Source organism: Rhodococcus sp. Leaf225 (assembly GCF_001426145.1).
In the GTDB taxonomy this organism is placed as follows: Bacteria; Actinomycetota; Actinomycetes; order Mycobacteriales; family Mycobacteriaceae; genus Rhodococcoides.
Genome location: NZ_LMRN01000021.1, coordinates 231255 through 247550 on the forward strand (window position 1 = coordinate 231255; position 16296 = coordinate 247550).

The 16296-nt window shown below is 68.1% G+C and carries 12 protein-coding genes and 1 tRNA gene; 2 read left to right on the forward strand and 11 right to left on the reverse strand.

Features of this window, described 5'->3' with window-relative positions; all coding sequences use genetic code 11:
- Positions 1–14 precede the first annotated feature (14 nt).
- The 6 genes from ASG69_RS16235 to treS form a co-directional block, all read right to left on the reverse strand.
- The gene (locus tag ASG69_RS16235) at positions 15–1121 is read right to left on the reverse strand and encodes a GGDEF domain-containing protein (RefSeq protein WP_056445761.1); all 1107 of its coding nucleotides are present in this window, start codon (positions 1119–1121) and stop codon (positions 15–17) included.
- 51 nt (positions 1122–1172) lie between these two features.
- The gene (locus ASG69_RS16240) at positions 1173–2237 is read right to left on the reverse strand and encodes a YihY/virulence factor BrkB family protein (RefSeq protein WP_056445758.1); all 1065 of its coding nucleotides are present in this window, start codon (positions 2235–2237) and stop codon (positions 1173–1175) included.
- Between the two features lie 45 nt (positions 2238–2282).
- On the reverse strand, positions 2283–3317 hold the full coding sequence (locus ASG69_RS16245; protein WP_056445755.1) for an NAD-dependent epimerase/dehydratase family protein: 1035 nt from the start codon (positions 3315–3317) through the stop codon (positions 2283–2285).
- A gap of 60 nt (positions 3318–3377) precedes the next feature.
- Positions 3378–4478 (reverse strand): GGDEF domain-containing protein, encoded by a 1101-nt coding sequence (locus tag ASG69_RS16250; protein ID WP_056445752.1) that lies wholly within the window; start codon positions 4476–4478, stop codon positions 3378–3380.
- 103 nt (positions 4479–4581) lie between these two features.
- Positions 4582–5529, reverse strand: a complete 948-nt coding sequence (locus ASG69_RS16255) for a methionyl-tRNA formyltransferase (protein WP_056445750.1) — start codon at positions 5527–5529, stop codon at positions 4582–4584.
- A 37-nt stretch (positions 5530–5566) separates the two neighbouring features.
- Entirely contained in the window at positions 5567–7750 is a 2184-nt protein-coding gene (gene treS / locus ASG69_RS16260; protein WP_027505747.1) for a maltose alpha-D-glucosyltransferase, read from the reverse strand.
- Between the two features lie 197 nt (positions 7751–7947).
- On the opposite strand from treS, the gene ASG69_RS16265 reads away from it, so the two are divergent.
- Positions 7948–8688 (forward strand): GAF and ANTAR domain-containing protein, encoded by a 741-nt coding sequence (locus ASG69_RS16265; protein WP_056445747.1) that lies wholly within the window; start codon positions 7948–7950, stop codon positions 8686–8688.
- A 3-nt stretch (positions 8689–8691) separates the two neighbouring features.
- Here ASG69_RS16265 and ASG69_RS16270 read toward each other — a convergent pair whose 3' ends face one another.
- Entirely contained in the window at positions 8692–10956 is a 2265-nt protein-coding gene (locus ASG69_RS16270) for a sensor domain-containing protein (protein WP_235578975.1), read from the reverse strand.
- A 277-nt stretch (positions 10957–11233) separates the two neighbouring features.
- Positions 11234–11307 (reverse strand) — tRNA-Ile (locus tag ASG69_RS16275).
- Between the two features lie 67 nt (positions 11308–11374).
- Here ASG69_RS16275 and ASG69_RS22885 point away from each other — a divergent pair.
- Positions 11375–11521 carry a hypothetical protein gene (locus tag ASG69_RS22885; protein WP_200933841.1) on the forward strand — a complete coding sequence of 49 codons (147 nt, stop codon included), beginning with the start codon at positions 11375–11377 and terminating at the stop codon, positions 11519–11521.
- 3 nt (positions 11522–11524) lie between these two features.
- Here ASG69_RS22885 and ASG69_RS16280 read toward each other — a convergent pair whose 3' ends face one another.
- From ASG69_RS16280 to ASG69_RS16290, 3 genes are all read right to left on the reverse strand, one after another.
- Positions 11525–13354, reverse strand: coding sequence for a putative bifunctional diguanylate cyclase/phosphodiesterase (locus ASG69_RS16280; RefSeq protein WP_056445742.1), 1830 nt, complete (start codon positions 13352–13354; stop codon positions 11525–11527).
- A 73-nt stretch (positions 13355–13427) separates the two neighbouring features.
- Positions 13428–15533: an Rv1355c family protein gene (locus tag ASG69_RS16285; protein WP_056445740.1), complete on the reverse strand. Its 2106-nt coding sequence runs from the start codon at positions 15531–15533 to the stop codon at positions 13428–13430.
- Positions 15534–15555: 22 nt separating this feature from the next.
- Positions 15556–16278 (reverse strand): hypothetical protein, encoded by a 723-nt coding sequence (locus tag ASG69_RS16290; RefSeq protein ID WP_051613357.1) that lies wholly within the window; start codon positions 16276–16278, stop codon positions 15556–15558.
- Between the last annotated feature and the right edge of the window lie 18 nt (positions 16279–16296).

Sequence of the window (16296 nt, forward strand, 5' to 3'; positions counted from 1 at the left end):
CAGGACGAGACCGATCAACGCCGATATTTCTCGCGATACATCGCGTTGTCCGCCCGCCTCATCAGTTCGTCGAGGTCCGGGCCGACACCGCCGGGGGCGGGGTTCCACACCGCGACCCCCGCACTGACGGAGAGCTGCGCGGCGCCGAGCCCGTCGAGGGCGGTCGCCCCGAGGTCGAGGACCTCCTGTTCGCCGACCCCGGGGAGGACGACCACGAACTCGTCGCCGCCGACGCGGGCGATCAGATCGTCGGAGCGAAAACTTCTGTGGAGAATGCCGGACAGTCGTACCAGCGCCGTGTCGCCCGCGTCGTGGCCGGCTCGGTCGTTGATCTCCTTGAGACCGTCGAGATCGAGATAGAGGACACCGACGGGCACGGCATCACGTTCGCAGTCGGCGAGCGCGGGCGAGGCGCCCCGCGCGAGACCGCGCCGGTTCAGCAGCCCCGTCAGGTCGTCTCGGTGAGACAGCGAATCGGCTCGAGCGCGTGCTCGATCCACCGACCTGTAGCGCTCCCACAGCAGACCGATGGTGCGGATCCGCACGTAGTGGATCAACCCCGCCACCAGAACGGTGCGCACGATCGCGGCCGCGAAGGTGCGCACCCCGACGTCTCCGATCCCGTTGACCGAGGCAAGGGCGATCCAGGCCAGTACGCCCCCTGTGACGACGACGACAACGTGCCATCGTCGTTGCAGCAGCGCGGCGGCGGCGACGATGGAGAGCGCGAGTCCGAAGGCGGGGAAACCGGAGTCCGCATCGGCGTTGCCCAGAACGGGACTGGCGATGATCAGGGCTGCGGCGACGAACGTCACGACGTCCGTGTGACGGTAGAACCACACGGCCCGCGGCGTGTGCAGTGCCCAGAACGTCGTGGCCGCGAGCGCGGCGACCAGCAGGTTGTAGGACTGAACCCACCAGTGGACCGCGTAGTCGGGGTCCGTCACCACCCACAGGAACACCGCTCCGTACAGAACGGTGCTCAGCACGCAGATCGCGGCGAGGCCCTGGACGACCACCACGTCCGATCGCACCGGATCGCCGTCGTGGGCGCTGTCGCGCCACTGCCGACGCGCTCGGCGTGCGGACGCCACCAGCGCGCCCGCCCCCGTGTCACTCACTCGCGCAGACCGCCCTCGCTCCGGGCTCCCATGGCCCGTGTCACCACCACGCTACCGGGCGGACGAGTCCTCGCCGTGGGAGAGGCGCAGGGCGCGACCACGTTCGACGTGTTCGCGATCGGTCTCCTCGTTCTTCTCCGAGACGCGCGTGTCGCGCGGTGGAAGCTGCAGATGGTCCTCGGCCTCGATGCCGGCCTGGAGTTGGCGGCCGCGTTCCAGCTCGGAATCGAGTTCCGCCCCGAACAGCAGAGCGAGGTTCGTGATCCAGAGCCACAGCAGGAAGATGATCACGCCGGCCAACGAGCCGTAGGTCTTGTTGTAGCTGCTGAAGTTCGCTACGTAGAAACCGAAGAGCACGGACGCGAGGATCCACACGACGATGGCCATGCCGGCCCCCGTGCTGATCCATCGGAACTTCGGCTGCTGCACGTTGGGTGTGGCGTAGTAGAGGATCGCGACGGCCAGGACGATCAGCGCGAGGACGACGGGCCACCGCGCGATGTTCCACACCGTCAGTGCGGTGTCGCCGGCACCGATCGCGTCACCCACGGCCGTGGCGACGGGACCGCTGACGGCCAGCATGAGTCCCGCTGCAGCGATGCAGATCAGGCCGACCAGAGTGACGACCAGCATGACCGGGCGCAGCTTCCAGATCGGTCGGCCCTCGTCCACCTCGTACATCCGATTCATGGCGCGGCCGAACGCGCCCACGTAGCCGGACGCCGACCAGAGGGCGCCGGCCAGACCGATGATCAGGGCGAGTCCGGCGGTGGGCGCCTGGACGAGCTGCTCGACCGGTCCGCGCAGTGTGTCGACGGCGGACGACGGCCCCAGGTCGGACACGATGTCGAGCACCGCGGTGACGGTGCGCTCGCCCTGCCCGAACACGCCGAGAAGGGACACGACGGCGAGAAGAGCCGGGAACAGCGACAGCACCGCGTAATACGTGAGAGCAGCGGCCAGATCGGTGCACTGGTCCTTGGAGAACTCGCGCGCGGTCTTGCGCAGGACGTAGAAGAACGACGGCTTGGTGAGATCGGTGGGTGAATCGGGCTTCCGAGGATCGTCCGGGTCCGCGTGGGCCGGGTCGTCACCCGTCGTCTGCTCTCGGGTCATGGACTGCGGACTACCCGCACTCACCCGACGCAAACCGCCGCCGGGTCACGCGGACAGCGGCGGGGTCGGGGCGTCCTCCACCTCGTGCACGCCGCGGACGAACTCGGCGAGAGCGTCCTGCGCAGTGTGTCGAGGCGCCCACTCCAGCAGGTCGCGGGCGCGACCGGAGTCCATGATGGGAAGCCGCAGCACCGCGTCGAACAGGCCGGGGTCGGTGGGAACGAGGCGTGCGGTGAACAGAGCATCGAGGGCGAGTCGCACCGCGGACGCGGGCAGAGGGATCAACCGCGCGTGGAGAATCTCCGCGAAGGTGGCCGGGGTGATGACGGGGTCCGCCGCGAGGTTGAACGCGCCCGACACCTCGCGCACCGCCGCCGCGGCGAATGCTCGTCCGACATCACGGGAGTGCACTCCCTGGAACACCAGATCCGCGATGTCAGGGAAGACCGGGACGAACGCGGGTCGCACCAGCCGGGCCGGAACGAACGGACCGCCGAACAGTCGACGCTGTTCCGTGGACGCCGACGCCTCGAAGACGAAGGCCGGCCGCATCCGGACGACCCGGAGGTCGGGATTCCGCGTCTCCACCCGGTCGAGCACACGCTCGAGATACGACTTCTCGCGCGTGTAGGCCGCGCCCTGCCAGCCGTGCGTCGGCCAGTCCTCGGTCACCCGAACGTCTTTCGATCCCGGGGAGTAGGCACCGACCGACGACGCGTGCACCAACGCGCTCACTCCGGCCGCCGCCGCGGCGTCGAAGACCCGCATCGCGCCGACGACGTTGACGTCCCAGGTCTGCACCGGATCGCGAGACGGCTGGAACTGCCACGCCAGGTGTACGACGACGTCGACTCCGTCGAACAGCGGAACCAGGTCGTCCCGTGCGATGTCCGCCTCGACGAACGTCGTCCGTGCGGGAGCCCACGCCGGACGACCGTTCGTCGGCACGGGCGAGCGCCGCGCGATCGCACGGACCGCGGAGACCGCCGGGTCGACGACCAGCGCGTCGACGACCGAGGTCCCGAGGTTTCCCGTCGCTCCGGTCACGGCCACGACGAGCCCACTGCGTTGTTCCGGCATGTCGTGGCGATACCCGTGCGTCGGGGAGCCAAACGGGTACCCCGGCTCCCGCGTCGCCGTTCAGCGCCGTGACTTGACCCGATACATCGCGTTGTCGGCGCGCCTCGTCAGGTCGTCGAGATCCGGCGCGTGTGGTCCCGGACTCCACACTGCCAGTCCGACACTGACGGACACCTCGGTGGTCATCGAGAGATCGCGGATGGACGCGCCCAGATCCAGCGCCACGGTCCGGTCCGTGTCGGGGAGAACCACGACGAATTCGTCACCGCCGACGCGGGCGACGATGTCACTGCCGCGGAACGCGGTCCCCAGCATCTCGGCGAGTCGTACCAGTACGGCATCTCCGGCATCGTGCCCGAGGGTGTCGTTGACATCCTTGAGACCGTCCACGTCGAGGTAGAGAACGCTCACAGGCCGAGACTCTCGTCGGCACCGATCGAGTTCGGTCGCCGCACGTCGCTGGAGGCCGCGACGGTTCGCCAGGCCGGTGAGATCGTCGACGTGCGACAGGGAGTCGGCCGCGGCACGTTGCTCGTCGACCATCCGATACTTCTCCCACAGCAGGTCGATGGTCTTCATGCGAAAGTAGTGGATGACCGCGACGACGAGAACGGTTCGCAGCACCGACACCGCGAAGGTCTGCACGCTCACGTCGGTGCCGTGAGCCACCGCCAACGCCGTCCACGCGCACACCGCCAGCGTGGTGAACGTGACGATGTGGGCGCGACGTTGGAGTATTCCGGCGAAGGCCACGATGGCCAGAACGAGTCCGAAGGCCGGGTACGCAGACCCCGCGCTGGCATAGGCGAGGACCGGACTGCCGACGACGAGAATCGCGGCCACCAGGGTGACCGCGTCCGTGTGCCGGTAGAAGATGCCGGCACGCGGGGTGTGCAACGTACACCAGGTGACTGCGGCGGTCACCGTGACCCCGAAGGTGTAGGTCTTCGACCACCAGGAGAACGCGTAGTCGTCGGCCGTCGTCATCCAGACCAGGACAGCGCCGAACAGGAGCGTGCAGAGTGCCGTGATGGTGGCGAGTCCTTCGACGATGACAAGGTCGGAGCGCACCGGATCACCCGCGCGCGCCGTGGATCGCCACACCGTCCGTGAGTGCTGCGCACGGTCCGTCCACGAACCGGGACCGGTGATTCTCGCCATGTAGACCGTCCTCGTGACCAGCCCCCGTCACCCGCTTCCAGGTGAAATGTACTCGACCCGACCCGTTCGAGATCCCGTTCGCGCGACCAGCCGGAACCGGACGTCAGGGAGCGTCGGTGAGGTACCCGCCGCCGCGGGGGAAGTACTCCGCCGCGGGGATCGTGCGGTCGTCGTCCTCCGTGCGCACCGCGTCGATCACGAGCGCTCGGTTTCGGCCGAGGTGGGCGTTCGGGCCGGAGACGATCGCCATGCCGTCACCCTCGTGGATGAAGACGCGACCGGGTGTACCGCCGTAGATGCCCTGCGACACATGCGCTTCGACGATGCGGAGCCGACGGCCACGGTGATGGGTCCACGCGTTGGGGTAGGGGTCGGACTGAGCGCGGACCAGACGGTCGATGTCCTCGGCCGGCCACGTCCAGTCGATACGGCTGTCGATGTCCGCACGCTTGTGGAAGAACGTCCGCTGCGAGAGGTCCTGCGGGGTCCACACCGCGGTACCGCTCTCGATCGCGCCGAGCGCCTCGAGCAGTACCTCGGGAATGAGGTCGATGGTCGCCTGCACCAACTGGGTCGCGGTGTCGCGCGGGCCGATCGGGACGGACCGCTGGATGACGACGTCGCCGGTGTCGAGTTCGTCGTCCATACGGTGCGCGGTCAGGCCGGTCTCGGCCGCGCCGCTGATCAGCGACCAGATCACGGGGGAGAAACCCGTGAACCGGGGCAGCAGTGAGTCGTGCAGGTTGAGGGTGCCGTGCGGCGGCATGTCGTAGATGGACCGGGGCAGCTTGGTGCGCCAGTTGTTCGCGACGATGATGTCCGGCTTCGCCTCCTCCAGTGCGACGCGCAGCGCATCGTCCGGAGTGAGGGCGAGGTGGACCGGCACGTCGTGGGCGCGTGCCAGATCTTCCACGGAATCCGACCAGATCGACTCGTACGAGTGCTCACTGGGAGGATGGGTGACGGCCAGGACCACCTCGTGATCGGACTCGATGACCGTCCGAAGCGTCGTGTGTCCCCAGGTCTGATAGCCGAACATCGCCACTCGCATGCTGGTTAGCCTAACCTTCCCCGGCCACCTCTCGGCATCAGCCCCTGAGCATCACCGGGACGCCCTGGTAGGGCTGCAGGGTCATCGGGAAACTGCCCAGCTCGTCGACGACGGCGATGTCCTGGTCGGTGAACAGGTCCACCACCGTGGCCCCGCCGGTGAGGTGCTTCGACTGCACCGTCGCGTGGATCTCGTCGCCCGTGAAGTTCAGCACCGTCGCCGAGATGGATCCGTTGCCCAGCTGGTGCACCAGGACGAGCAGCCCCTTGTGCGACACGGACGGGACGTCGAGCTGGGTGGCCGTCGCGATGCCGTACCTCGTCCGCACATCGAGGATGCGGGACAGCTGACGCGCGAACGACGTCGAGTCCTTCATCTGCTCCGGCAACGAGCCGTAGAGACTGCGGCCACGGGGGATCCCGGACTCCGACCGGGTGGCGTCGGGCGAGGTGTTCATGAGGTCGTGAGCCCCACGGTTGATCCAGCGGGTGTCGCCCTCACGGATGAGATCGGCGACCTCCTCCGCCGGCACCGGGAGGATGCCGGTGAGGTCCCAGCCGGACAGCGCGAACACGCCCGGTTGCAGCGCGTTGTACATGGCCAGCATGAGATGGGCGCGCTTGACCGTCTCGATGTCGGTGTCGTCCATCCGGTCGAGGTCGCGGATGCCCAACGACGCCGTGATGACCGACGCGGTGGTGCAGGCGATCCCGTTGTTGGTGAACGTGCGGTTGTACGGCGCCCACCGGCCGGTGAGTCGTTCGCACAGTTCGGCGCGGATCTGGTCACCCAGATCGCCGCCCTTGATCACGTCGCCGCCGTACGAGAACTCGTCCTCACGGTGCAGGGTCGCGAAGTGCACCAGCTCGAAGGTCATCTCGTCGTGGTTCTGCAGCGCGTGCACCAGCGAGGCGGTGTCCACACCGTGGTCCCGCGCCAGATTCATGGTGAGCCTGAGGAACTCGGTGTTCCCCATGACGAGCGCGTGGTGATAGGCGGGGCGGTTGATGAAGTCGTAGGACAGATCGGCGCCGCTGCTTCCCATCGCCTTGATGTCGTCGATGGTGAGGTTCAGCTCCTGGAAGGTGAAGCCACCCATCTTGCGCACCACACTGGAGATGAGGTGATTGGCGGCCTCCGAGAGCGGGTGGCCCTCGGACCATCCCGGACCCTCGGTCCGGCGCTCGACTCCGAGGAACCCGTTGGCGTCGAGACGCAGTGCGCCGGCGCCGAGGTCCGCGATGGAGTGGCAGGCGTCGCCGATGACGAGGCGCATACCGGCGAACGAGGGATCGAGCCAGTTGATGGAGGGCTGACCAGCCTTGAAGTAGTGCAGGTACACCCAGCGGCGCTCGACCCCGTCGACTCCGCGGATGACCGGCGTGGCACTCCAGTTGGTCTCCTTGACGCCCATCTCGTAGAAGATGACGCGCTGGAGCTGGCCGACGATGTACCCGGCACGAGCGAGATTGGCCTCGGACTCGGCATCGATGTTCACCGAGTCCTGGCCCGCTTTGACGCGGGGGAGCAGGTGCCAGTCCTGCGGCTCGATCTCCACCATGTGGTAGATGCCGGGGTAGTCGGAGACGTTCATCTCCGCCAATCGGAAATCGGCGCCCTTGCCGGTGTGTCCGGGGACGATGTCGTCGATGACGATGCCCTCGTAGGCGGACGCGACGACGCACAGCCGCCGGAACTCCTCCTCGGAGCCGAACGCCGGGTCGATCTGCATGCTGACGCGGTCGAAGTGGCCGTCGACCGACGGTGTGGCATGCCACCCGTGCAGTCCGCCGGCCTCCTTGACGGGGCCGGTGTGCACGGCCGTGATGCCGATGTCCGAGAACACCTGCCACAGAGCCTCGTCGCCGAGCGTGCCGAGAAAGCTCTGTCCTGGAGCCGCGATGAGCGAGATGGGGTACGCGGTGAACCACACGGGTGCGCGCTCGACGGCTCCGCGCGGATCCGGCGACGCGTAGGGGTTCTGCCACATGCTGCCCTTGCCGGACAACTGTTCCGCGATCAGCTTGGCATCGTGCAGCATCGACCGGTCGACGAGCCACGACACGTACTCGGGATTGGAGGCGTCGGCGTCACCCTGGGGCAGCGCGCCCGCAGTGCGGTACGCACGACGCACCGACGGCTTCAACGGGCGAGGCCTGGCCGGGTAGAAGCTCTCGTCGTACGTGATCTCGCTGGGTTCGTGTTGAACTTCCGGATCCACTGTTCCTCCGATGTGACGGGACGCGCGGACATCTTCGATGGGAAGCTCCCACAGGCGTGCCTGGTCTGCATGCCGTCCGGGGAACTACCCGAGGGTCGACGAACCGAAACGCCGACCGCACCTCAGACTACGCACGGACCGACGGAGTGTGCCGAACACGCCTCGGTGGATCGGCGGGCGTGTGATCGAATGGTGCAATGGACACGGAAGGGCGGGCCGAAGGTGGCCTGACACCCGAACGACTCGGTGAGATCGTCGGCTCGCTGGGTCGACGCATCGAGGACACGGACGAGCTCGGCGAGTTGCTGCAGCGGTCGGTGGATCTCGCGCACGACGTCATCAGGGGCGCCGACAGTTGCGGCGTGACAATCGATTACGACGGCACCACGTACACGGCGGTCTACACCGACAGCACCACCCTCGCAGTGGACGAGATGCAGTACGAGACCGGCGAGGGTCCGTGCCTGGAGGCGTCCCGTACCGACACCACGATCGTCGTCGACTGCGACAGCACCGAGCAGCGGTGGCCGGAGTTCGCGGCCGCGGCGCGCACCGAGGGTGTGCACTCGTTCCTCGCCTCGCCCATCAGGACTCTCGACGGCGTGATCGGCTCGTTCAACCTGTACGGCTCGTCCGCCGACGCCTTCGACGACATGGACGCCGACATCCTGGACAGCCTCACCACCACGGTGGGACGGGCCATCGGCGAGCATGCTCGCTACACCGACGCCACCACCACGGTGAGCGGACTGCGCGATGCCATGGCGCGACGCGCCCCCATCGAGCAGGCCAAGGGCATTCTGATGGCGATGCGCGGTCTCGACGCGGACGCGGCGTTCGACGTGCTCTCGCGTGAGGCGCAGCGCCGGAACGTGCGAGTTCGCGAGGTGGCCGCCGACTTCGTGCGCGATGCCACCAGGACCGATCCGGCCGGCTGACGGTCAGCCGGCGCGTCGCTCCAGCAGCATCGAGGTGACCTCGTTCGCGCTGGCCGGGTGGGCGAGCCAGAAGCCCTGGGCCAGATCGCAGCCACTGTCCCGCAGACGGTCGAACTGGGCCTGTGACTCGACACCCTCGCCGACGACGGCGACGTCGAACGCGTGTGCCAGGGACACGATGGCGGACACGATGGCCTCGGGCTGCTTGCCCGGCATGGCCTGGATGTACGTCTGATCGATCTTGAACGCCTCGATGACGGGATACCGGCTGAGGTAGGTGACGGAGCTGTGGCCGCTGCCCAGATCGTCCAGGAGGATGGACACGCCCATCTCGTGCAGTTCGGTGAGGGCGTCCCGCACCTGCGCCGTGTCCGCGAGCCACACCGTCTCGGTGATCTCCAGGCCGAGTCGGCCCACCGGCAGACCGGAACTGGCGAGGATGCGGGCGACGCTGGCCACGAACTCGGGCTGGCGAAGCTGCAGGGCACTGACGTTGACTCGCACGCCGACGTCCGAGATGGCCTGCCACTCCGCCGCCTGCACGCACGCGGTGTGCAGAGCCCACAGGCCGAGGGTGTTGATCTGGCCCGTGCGCTCGGCGATCCGGACGAAGGTCTCCGGGCTCACCGAGCCGAGGGTGGGGTGCTGCCACCGCGCGAGTGCCTCCACGGCGGTGATGCGGCCGGTCGCGATGTCGAAGATGGGCTGGTACGCGAGCGTCAGGATCTGGCTGTCGAGAGCCGACCGGAGATCGGCCGACAGAGCCAACTGGTTGCGGCGGTGCTCTCGATCGTCGGTGTCGAACACCGCGACGTTCCCGCGACCGGTGTCCTTCGCGCGATACATCGCCACGTCGGCGCGGCGGATGAGCTCGTTGCCGGGCACGGTGTCGTCCGCCAACGCGACGCCGATGCTCGCGGTGATGCGCAGTTCGTTGCCGTCGACGACGATGGCCGCCCGCACGGCGTCCGCGTAGGCCTGCGCCACGGCGATCGACTCCTCCGGACCGGAGAGGTTCTCGCAGACCGCCACGAACTCGTCGCCGCCCAGGCGAGCCACGGTGTCGCCGGGGCGCGATGCCCGGGTGAGGCGGTTGCCGATGGACACCAGAGCCGAGTCGCCCGCCTCGTGCCCCAGCCCGTCGTTGATGGACTTGAAGTCGTCGAGGTCGATGAGCATGACGGCCGTCGTGGTGGCCTTCGCGACGCCCCGCTCGACGGCGGACTCGATGCGGTCGTACGCCAGTGCGCGATTGGGGAGCCCCGTCAGCGGGTCCCGGAGGCTGCGGTAGCGCAGTTCGCTCTCGACGCCGACACGATGCACGGCTGCGGACACGACGTCGGACACCGTGTCGAGGGCGCCGGTGTCGAGCATCGGATTGTCCGGGACCAGAATCGGTGGCCCCGCCGTCGTGATGTCGATGATCGGCACGGACGACCCGGTGGCGGACGAGAGATAGCGCGAGTCGACCCCGAGGACGGTCAACACACCCCACGGCTGGCCGGTGCCGTCGATCGGCACGGCGACCGCGTTCTCGACACCACCCGCGACGAGGGCGGCGACGTCGAACCTGGACTCGTGCGCGTCCCCGGACCACACGATCCGGGTGGCCGATCGGCTGGCGAACGCGGTGATCGAGGAGGGCCCGGTGGCGCACAGATCGTGCGGTGCGTCGTCCCCCGTGGCGGCGACGATCTCGAGAGTGGCAGGCAGGTCGTGCGCGCGGGTGATGACGGCGCACCGCGCCCCGTACAGCGTCACGACGGCGTCGGTGGCCGCCGACAGAAGGTCGTCGAGCCGGCCGCGCAGAGCGAGCCTGCTCAGCTCGGCGACGACCCGCTGCTCGGACGCCCGGAAGGTCGACGCGTCCAGAGCCTTCTGCAGGAGATGGTCGTCGGCATTCTGTGCAGAGGCGTCGCGATGGATCGAGACGACCAGGGACGAGTCGTCGTCGTGGCCGCGTACGGCGAATGCTGAGGTGGACACCGCGAGCCTTTCTCCTGTGAGGTGATGCACCAGTTCTGTTCGGCCGAGCCAAGTTCCGTGGAGCTGGACAGCCGAGAGGATGTCCGTGAGCGTCGTGGGGGGAGTGGGGACGACGACGGCGTCCACGGTCGGTTCGTCCGGCGGCCCGTGCTCACCGCCGTCGAGTCCGAGAGTCCTCGACGCCTCGGGATTCGCGTGGACGATCCGGCCGTCGGACGTGGACACGAGCACCACGTCGGGGGAATGGTCGAACACCGTCGCGAGACCGAGTCGCGAGGACATGAAGGCCTCCGACAGCGTCGGGCGCGGGTCTGATCCATCCTCGTCGGGCATCATCGTCGTTCCTCACGGCTCTGCCGTCGGTCCTGCCTCTCTCGTCACCGTTCGGAGTCGACGAACAGACGGGTAGCCGGGTCGATCGCTTCGAAACAAACCTAGAGTTCAAAATATAGCAGACGAACAGCCGAAACGACGGTGTGTGCGTGTCGGGACAACGGTGTCCCGACGAGGGGGACGTCCTGGCCTGACGACCGAGGTGCGGGAAGGCGAAGGGTCCGAGTGGGGCGGGCGGGGCTCGAACCCGCGACCAATGGATTATGAGTCCACGGCTCTAACCGACTGAGCTACCGCCCCCGGCGCTGACGCGCGCTCACGATACCTGGGCGGGATCAGCGACGGCGGCCGCGGGTACGCGTGCCGCATGACCGAACCGAACGGCGACTCGCCCGTGTCCGACGAACCCTGGACCTCCTCGGAGAGGCCCTACGACTCCTCGCGCGACCCCGACGCGGACCCGTCGGAACTGGACGACGCGGCCGGAACGCAGCCCGATCAGGCGGAGGGCTGACGTTCAGCTCGGTGTGAGCGTTCCGACTCGCAGCATCTCGAGGACGACGTCGGCGGGCTGGGGGCGGGCGTAGAGGTACCCCTGCGCGCGCGAGCACCCCAGTTCCAGCAACACGGCACGGGCGTCGACGTCCTCGAGCCCCTCCGCGATGAGGTCGAGGTCGTAGGCCCGAGCGAGGGCGGTGACGGCCTCGACGATCGCGCGGTCGTCCCTACTGGTCGCGAGGTGGGTGACGAACTCGCGATCGATCTTGACGGCGTCGACCGGCAGCGTCTTGAGATGCGAGAGCGAGCTGTACCCGGTGCCGAAGTCGTCGATGGCCACGCGTACCCCGAGTGCACGGATGTCGCGCAGAGCCCGTGCGGCCAGGACGATGTCGTGGACCACCGCCACCTCGGTGATCTCGATGCACAGGTACTGCGGCTCGAGGGAGTACCGGGACAACGCCTCTCGTACGGTGTGCACGAAGTCGAGCGAGACCAACTGTGCGGGTGACACATTGACCCGCAGTGCGATGTCCAGTGTTCCCAACGTCGAGCGCCACGACGCGTACGTTCTGCACGCGGTGTGGAGCACCCACCGTCCGAGGTCGGTGGCCAGGTTGACGGCCTCGGCGATGGCGATGAACTCGACGGGCGGCAGCATGCCCCGGGTGGGATGCTGCCACCGCACCAGGGCCTCGACCGCGGTGATGCGGTCGGTCGTGAGGTCGATCTCGGGTTGGAAGTACAGGAGCAGTGACTCGCCCTCGATCGCTGCGCGCAGATGCAGCTCGATGTCGTTCTGCAACTCGTTGCGTTCGCGGATCTCGGAACTGAACAGCGAGACCTGATTGCCCCCGGCCGTTTTGGCGGCCAGCGCAGCCTGGTCGGCGTCCGCGATCACCGAATCGACCGTACCGCTGCCGGGGATGCCCAGTGCGACACCGATACTGGCGGTACGTGAGACGTACTCGCCCGCCATGTCGACCCGTGCGGTCACCACGGTGAGAATGCGGCAGGCCTCGGCGTACGCGTCGTCCTCCGTCATCGGACCGGGAAGAACGACCACGAACTCGTCGCCGCCCCACCGTGCGAGAAGAGTGTCCGCGTCCGAATGCCGCTGCAGCCGTGCACCGACCGTGCGGAGGAACGTGTCACCGGCCGAGTGCCCCAGGAAATCGTTCAGGGCCTTGAGGCGATCGAGGTCGAAGTAGAGCACCGCGAATGCGTCACCGCCCCCGGCGAGTCGAGCGGACAGCAGCTCCGAGACACCCCGCCGGTTGAGCAACCCCGTCAACGCGTCGTGCGTGGCGGCCCACCGCAGGTGCTCCTCGGCGTCGATCCGAGCCTGCAGTTGGGAGAAGAGGGTGGCGATCGCTTTCAGCGCCTCGACCTCCTCGTCGGACCACTCGCGGTCGCCCGACGCGACCAACCCCAGGGTTCCGGTCGTCGTGTCGCGGGTGACGAGCGGGACCGATGCCATCGAGATGCTCTGGTAACCGGAGGCGCTCTCGACGCGTCGGCGGTAGTCCTCCATGGCGGGATCGGGGCGGAAGAGCAGCGGCTCCTTGAGGTGCTCCGTCGCGGCGAACACGGGGTCGGCGTCACGAAAGGTGACGGTCCCCAGTGGGTCGGGATCAGGGACGTCGGTACGAGCGGGCCACTCCGCCACCATCACGGTGGCGCGGCGTCGCGCGTCGTGATGCCGGAGATAGGCGGCGTCCACGTCGAAGTAGTCGACGAGATCCGAGAGGACCTTCTCGTAGCCCGCACCGACCGTGGCGGCGTTGACGCCGATCAGATGGGTCGCCACCCGGGTCACCAGCACGTCGAAGCTCGGACGGCGCTCCAACGTCGGGTCTCCTCGCGTGGCTGCGGAGCGCTGGACTGCACTCGTTCAGCCGACTGTACCGCGAAGGGCGCCGTCAGCGAGGTCGACGCCGACTTCGAACGGCGGGAATTGCGCAGTGAGACAGTCGTAATACGAGGCCGACCGGTTTGTCTGGCGGCTGACCAGCGGTATCGAGGAAGCGGTGACGCAGTGCGCGTAGTCGCTCGGCGTAAGGCGGGGACAGAGCGTCGAATTCGTGCTCCTCCGAGGCGTAGAGGAACACGGGAGACACGGGATGTACTGCCAGACCGTGCAACTCGGCCGTGATCCACGCACGCTCCACTGCACCGCCGGCGACGACGTGATCGCGGCCGGTGGTTCCCGGCGCGAACACGACGAGTACCGCGGACGTGGTCGCCATCCGATCGCGCGTGTCGTCGCCCAACGCCGTGCCGGTGTCCCAGTCCGCGAGAAGACGCATCACGTCGGGTCGTCGGGCGACGTCGAGCTTGACCAGGTCGGTGGCGTCGAGGGCCAGAGTGGCGACATCGATACCGGTGTCCGGGTCGTCGTCTCCGGGCCACCGCAGTTCGGACATCATCTCGGCGTGCAGCGTGGTGGTGAGGTAGCGGAGTCGGTCCGATTCCGCCAGGATCTCGCCGATCTCGGACAGCGCCGCCCGATCCGTGATCACGACCGCTGAGCCGTCCTCCGCTGCAGCCGCCGCGCACAGGTCGCGCACGACCTCGTCGGCCAGTGCGGTCGGTGTGCCCGGGTGACGGTTCGTCGAACGCCGCATCATGGCCTCGTGGAGGGGAGCGAGGGCAGTGTCCGGCCTTCGCGCCGATGTCAGTTCGACGCGTACGCGACCGTCCCCTTCGTCGACGACGGTCGGCACCGCCGTGAGTCCGGCTCGGGCCGCGGCGACCCGAGCGTTGAACACCGCGGCGCCCAGGGCGATTCGGCTCCCGCGGTGCGCGACATCGAGACCGGTGGTGCGCAGAGGATCGAGCGTGATCGTGACGACGTCGTCGGACGTGGTCACGATCCACGGCTGAACGTTGCCGCCGGACGGTGCGCGCCGAGCGGCCTCCACCATCGAGTCCACGACCGAGGTCGGTGTCGTGGGCGCCGTCGTCGGTGCCGGCTCGTCGATGGGGTCCCGGGCGCTCTCGGTCGTTCCGAGGGTGTCGAGAGCGCCGTCGACGTCGACACGGGTGCGACCGGACGGCATGGAAAGGCCCAACACGATGCGCCGCACCACCGCTGCGACCGTTGCTCCTCCCAGAGCGACGTCGCTCCCGAGCTGCGGCCACGTCGAGATCGTGCGGTCGACTTCGACCATGGACGCGGCGAACCGTGCGGACACGTCGGATGCACCGAGGATCGACATGACGTGGGGTGCCTTGTCGCGCGTGCTGAGACCGCTGAGGGCGCCCGACGAGAGCGTGCCGACGGCGCCGTGGAAGATCGGACGATCGGGCTCGAGATCGAACCGTTCCACGTCGAGAAGTCCGCGGTCGCTGGTCTCCATGATCACCGGGATGCGATGCCGCTTGGCGGCTTCACGCAGCAGGACCTTCACGTCGAGGGAATCGCATTCCTCGACGACGATGTCGAGGCCGTCCAGGAAGTCGTCGACCGTGTCGGCGGTGATGCCGCGTGCTTCGACGCGCACGGACAGGTAAGGGTCCAGCTCGGCGATGCGCCGGGCGACGATGTCGGTCTTGCTCTCGCCCAGGTCGAGAACGGTCGACGGGATCCGGTTGAGGTTGGAGAGCTCCAACTCGTCGAAGTCGGCGACCCGCAATTCCCCGCACAGTCCCTCGAGGGCCAGGGTGTGCGCGACCGCGTGCCCCACGCTGAGACCCACGACGCCGATCTTCGCCGCGCCGAACCGGTCCTGCTCCTCGGCGGTGATCTTGTTGCGGTTGCGGTCGAGCCGGAGCCGCCGGAACCCGCGAGGCCCGAGAACGCGGACGAGCGTGCGGCGCCACGGATAATGCACCCAGCGAGGGGATTCGTCCAGAACGTCGGCGTCGGGCCGGGGGACCAGCGCGGACAGTCCCCGTACCTGGGCGTCGAGTGTGTCGAGTACGACGGTCACACCGTCGCCGAGCAGAGACTCGACGACCGCTCGATCGTTCTCCGAGTGTGGATCGAGAACGAGTGCAGCAGAGCCTGTCAGCGCATCGGTCACGAGTCGCTCCTTCGTGTCGGGCCTATGTCGTTCCCGTGGACCAGGTGTGGACCAGTTGCGCTGCCGCGTCGTCGATCCGTCGAGCGTGATGCGCGTGAGCGGTCTCTCGGAACGTGTTCAGATCCCACCAGAGGGCCCTCGTGCTGTAGCGGTCGTCCGGATACGGCGTGGGGTCGATCGTATCGGCCACCACGGCCCCCGACTTCTGCCACATCGACACGGCATGGTCCGCAGCGGTGGAGAGTGCGAAACGCACCCCGAGCAGCGAGCACGCCAGCGGCCCTGCGTGCGCGATCATGTCGACGAGTCGCTTGTCGCGTGGCGCTGCACGATCCACCCAGCCCGATTTGAGCTCGATGACTCCCTCTCGCAGACGGTCGTTGACAGCGTCTCGCAAGACGTTCCGCGCCAACGGGTTCCGTTGCCACTCCAGGTCGGCGTGCGTCTGACGGGCGTGCTCGTACGGACCCTGGACGCGGATGCCGGCGAGCATGCGCCCGGACGCATCCAGGGCGCACAGGAAGATGGTCGTGTTCCGCCCGTCGCGGATGGTGTCGTACTCGAGGGCGACGGACACGTCGTGCCGCTCGTAACTGATGCGAGCACCTTCGAGGTAGCGACGCCACAGATCCGGGCGGGAGGTGGGGGAGGTGGCGACCACGGTGCACTCGAACACCGGATCGTCGTAGTACCCGAAGGCGTGTGTGGGGCGTGTGTGCGTGGTCGAGAGTGGCGGGGCCGTCATGGTCTGGCGCTCCTGTAC